Source organism: Mesorhizobium sp. M7A.F.Ca.CA.002.15.2.1 (genome assembly GCF_003998715.1).
In the GTDB taxonomy this organism is placed as follows: domain Bacteria; phylum Pseudomonadota; class Alphaproteobacteria; order Rhizobiales; family Rhizobiaceae; genus Mesorhizobium; species Mesorhizobium ciceri.
Window position 1 is genome coordinate 1 of record NZ_RZPI01000793.1, and the last position, 2,392, is coordinate 2,392.

2 protein-coding genes and 1 pseudogene are annotated in these 2,392 nt (G+C 64.8%); all 3 read right to left on the bottom strand.

From position 1 onward, the window contains the following. Positions 1-157, bottom strand: a pseudogene (locus ENZ74_RS29370) (sugar ABC transporter permease); the annotation flags it as partial. Continuing rightward, entirely contained in the window at positions 154-975 is an 822-nt protein-coding gene (locus ENZ74_RS29375) for an ATP-binding cassette domain-containing protein (protein WP_024501653.1), read from the bottom strand. The pseudogene ENZ74_RS29370 and the gene ENZ74_RS29375, both read right to left, overlap by 4 nt. A gap of 96 nt (positions 976-1,071) precedes the next feature. After that, positions 1,072-2,160: a sugar ABC transporter substrate-binding protein gene (locus ENZ74_RS29380; RefSeq protein ID WP_013530723.1), complete on the bottom strand. Its 1,089-nt coding sequence runs from the start codon at positions 2,158-2,160 to the stop codon at positions 1,072-1,074. Between the last annotated feature and the right edge of the window lie 232 nt (positions 2,161-2,392).

The following is a 2,392-nucleotide window of genomic DNA, read 5'->3' on the forward strand; positions in this document are numbered from 1 at the left end:
GCCCGACAATCACTGGCAGCGAGCCGAGATCGCCCGAGCGGACCCGGTCGAAGAACCGGCGGATGGCGCCGCCGATCCCCGCCTCGTGCTTGACGCGCACATCGGCGCGGTCGAGCTGCGGCGGCACGGGGGCGGCCTGTTCGGCTTCGCGGCTCATGGGCGTGGCTCCTGGGTCTGGTCTTGCCTGGCCTGCCTGCGCTCGGCGCGCCGCGACACCGAATTGTTCGAGGCGCCGGTGATGGCGCTGACCAGTTCCTGGTTCGAGGCATCGGGCGAGAAGATGCCGTTGTTGCGGCCAAGCCGCAGCACGACGATGCGGTCGGCGACGGCGCGCACGTCTTCCATGTTGTGGCTGATGATGACGACGCCGAGGCCGCGGTCGCGCACCCGCTCGATCAAATTGAGCACTTCCGCCGTCTGCGCCACGCCAAGCGCTGCCGTCGGCTCGTCGAGCAGGATGAGCTTGGGTTCGAGCAGCAGCGAGCGCGCGATCGCCACCGTCTGGCGCTGGCCGCCCGACAGTGAAGCGACCACTTCGCGGACACTCGGGATGCGCGCCGAAAGCTCGTTGAGCAGCGTCCAGGCGCGCACTTCCATCGCCACCTCGTCCAGCCGCAGCGGGCTGAGTTCGCGGCCAAGGAAGATGTTGGCGACGATGTCGAGGTTCTCGCACAGCGCCAGGTCCTGGAACACGGTGGCGATGCCGAGCGTCAGCGCGGCACTCGGATCGGCAAGTGTCACCTGCTTGCCGCGAAAACTGATCGTGCCTGAGCTCGGCTGATGCACGCCGGCCAGGATCTTGACCAGGGTCGACTTGCCGGCGCCATTGTCGCCGACCAGCGCCACCACTTCGCCTGCATGGACATCGAGATCGATGTCGGTGAGCGCCGAAACGGCGCCGAAATTCTTCGAAACGCCGCGCAGGCTGAGCACCAGCTCGCCTGCCGGAACCGGTTCGTCCGAGGTATCGGTCATGCCAGGAAGCCTTTCAAAACCGGTTCAAAAATTTCGCATGAGCGCTGCCTGGCCACCACGCGGGTGGCCAGGCAGCGGAGCGGGCAAGGGTCGCGGTCAGTTCCCGATGCCCAGCTTCTTGCAGCCTTCCGCGTAACGATCGACGCAGAGCTCGGCCGCGGTGTTGATCTTCTTGTCGATGATCTCGGCCTTCAGGTTTTCCTGCGTCACAACAGCCGGCGTGAACAGCTGCGAGGGCGTATCGTACAGCGTCATCTCGGCCTTAGGCGTCTCGCCAGAAAGTAGCTTGATGGCGATGTTGGCGGCGGCCGCCGCCACGATCTCGCTCGGCTTGGAGATGGTGTTGTACTGGTCGCCGGCGATGATCAGTTGCAGTGCCGCGATCGTCGCGTCATTGCCGGTCACCGGCGGCACCGGATCGACGCCGGCCGCCTTGAAGGCCGCGATGGCGCCGCCACCGGTGCCGTCATTGGCGGCAACCACGCCGAGGATTTTCGGGCCGAAGCGGGTGATCTGGCCGCCGGCCCATTGCTGCGCCTTCGGCGGCGCCCATTCCGGCGTGTCGTATTCGGCCAGGATCTTGTAGCCGCTGTTGTCGAGGCCGGCATGGATGCCCTTCTTGATCAGGCCGGCCGCCGCGTCGGTCGGCGAACCGTTGATCTGTAAAACGCCGCCGGTGGCCGGATCGACCTTCAGCGCCTTCAGGTGCTCGACCAGCGAATCGGCGATGGCCTTGCCGATGCCTTCATTGTTGAACGAGACATAGAAGTCGGCCGGCGCTGTCGGGATTGGCCGGTCATAGGCTATGACCTTGATGCCCTGGCTCTGCGCCAGCTTGACCAGCGAGGCGGCGGCGGTCGAGTCGACGGGGTCGAGCACAATCGCCTTGGCGCCCTGCGAGATCACCGAGTTGAACTGCTGCTGCTGGCGCGAGGCGTCGGCATCGGCGTTCTGGTAGAGCACCTTGCAGCCCGGGCACAGCTTCTTCATCTCGGCGGCGAAGCCGGGATAATCATGCTGTTCGTAACGGGTCGAGGCCTGGTCAGGCATCAGGAAGGCGACGGTGGCGTCGGTGACTTCGGCTGCCTTGGCGATAGCGGCGGTGCCTGCCAGCAGCGACAGCGCAAGCGCTGCCATGCCGGCGGACTTGCCAGTGGACTTCAATGAAATTGAAAGTTTGGTCATTCGGTCTTCTCCGTTTCTGGATATGTTGTAAGAAGGTCGTGACTGCTTTGGTGGTCTGAAGACACCCATCCACCCTCGCCCCAATTGAAGGGGTACCAGGGTCCGGCGCTGGACTTTCGAGCCGCGCCGACGTCCTCCGCCGACGGAGGAATTCGAGACAAGCGTTCTCCATCACGAACCGCTCAACGCGGCTCACGTCCGTCATGCAAAAGAAAAATCCTCCCTTGGTTCC

Bases quoted from the DNA above. Each gene is read 5' to 3' on its own strand.
- ENZ74_RS29380 (WP_013530723.1), bottom strand. From the start codon at position 2,160: ATGACCAAACTTTCAATTTCATTGAAGTCCACTGGCAAGTCCGCCGGC.
- ENZ74_RS29375 (WP_024501653.1), bottom strand. From the start codon at position 975: ATGACCGATACCTCGGACGAACCGGTTCCGGCAGGCGAGCTGGTGCTC.